The sequence below is a fragment of the Acinetobacter sp. LT1 genome, assembly GCF_059800965.1.
In genome coordinates, this window is sequence record NZ_JBBAXE010000035.1 from 1 (window position 1) to 1,136 (window position 1,136).

Annotated in this window: 1 protein-coding gene; it reads left to right on the plus strand. The window is 37.5% G+C overall.

Annotated elements, in window-relative coordinates; genetic code table 11:
- Window positions 1-1,136: ShlB/FhaC/HecB family hemolysin secretion/activation protein (locus tag WBW42_RS18730; RefSeq protein WP_336735764.1), on the plus strand; the 1,136-nt coding region annotated here is incomplete at both ends.

A 1,136-nucleotide genomic window follows, 5' to 3' on the forward strand; every position in this document is an offset into this window, starting at 1 on the left:
TACAGCAATTTAACTTTGTGGTTAAAGCTATAAAAAAACACCCACAGAATGTTTTGGGTAAATGTATTGGAACCCAAAGTTTACATAACATCGTGAACTATGCCCAAAATGAACTTTTAAAAAAGGGTTTTATTACCAGTCAAATTGTCGTGAGTCCACAAGACTTAAATCAAGGTAATTTAAACCTGAGTGTGCAAATTGGTCGCTTGAATAAAATCATAATTCAGGAAGGTAAAATTTCCTCATTACAGCTTAAGACAGGGTTGCCATTTAAAGCGGGCGACATTGTAAATCTAAAAAAACTCGATCAGGGGCTAGAAAATCTAAAACGTGTCTATGCGGTAGATATGCAAATTACTCCCGCAAGTGCTCAAGATAAAGAATTAACGGGCTATAGCGATTTAATACTCAAACTTCAACCACTACAAAAATTTAATTTCAATTTAAGTGTAGATGACTCGGGTAATCAGGACACTGGTACCTATATGGGAAATATCGGGATAGGCGTCAATAATCCATTTCATTTAAATGATATTTTATCGTTAAACGTGAGTCACTCTTTAGATGACTTTAATGAAGACTTAAACCGAAGTTATTTCATTAGTTATCAGTTACCCGTTGGTTATTATGATTTAGGTCTTAGTTATAATGACTATCAATATAAGCAAACAGTCTTAGGGGGGAATGGTCCACTGCTTTACCATGGCAACAGTCAGCAAGCCAACCTAAATTTATCTCGTGTCATTAGCCGTAGTGGACAACATAAAACCAGTGTCTATGGAAAGCTTTATCATAAGGAAAGCCAAAGTTTTATTGATGATATTGAAATTAATGTCTTACACCGAAGAACCTCAGGCTGGAATTTAGGGTTTCAGCACCGTCAATATTTAGGAAATGCAGTATTAGACGGCAGCATCGATTACCGTCGTGGGATGGGAGTAGGTGCCCGAACTGCACCAGAAGAAAACATTACGGATGTTTATGGAAACCATCTTCCTGTTGAAGGTTACTCACGTGCTCCACTTTGGAGTGCAGATCTGCGTTATACCACACCATTTCTTTTGCTCGAAAAACCAGCTCAATATCGCCTTAACTGGCGTGGACAATATGCACCTAAAATTTTAGTACCGAATGAC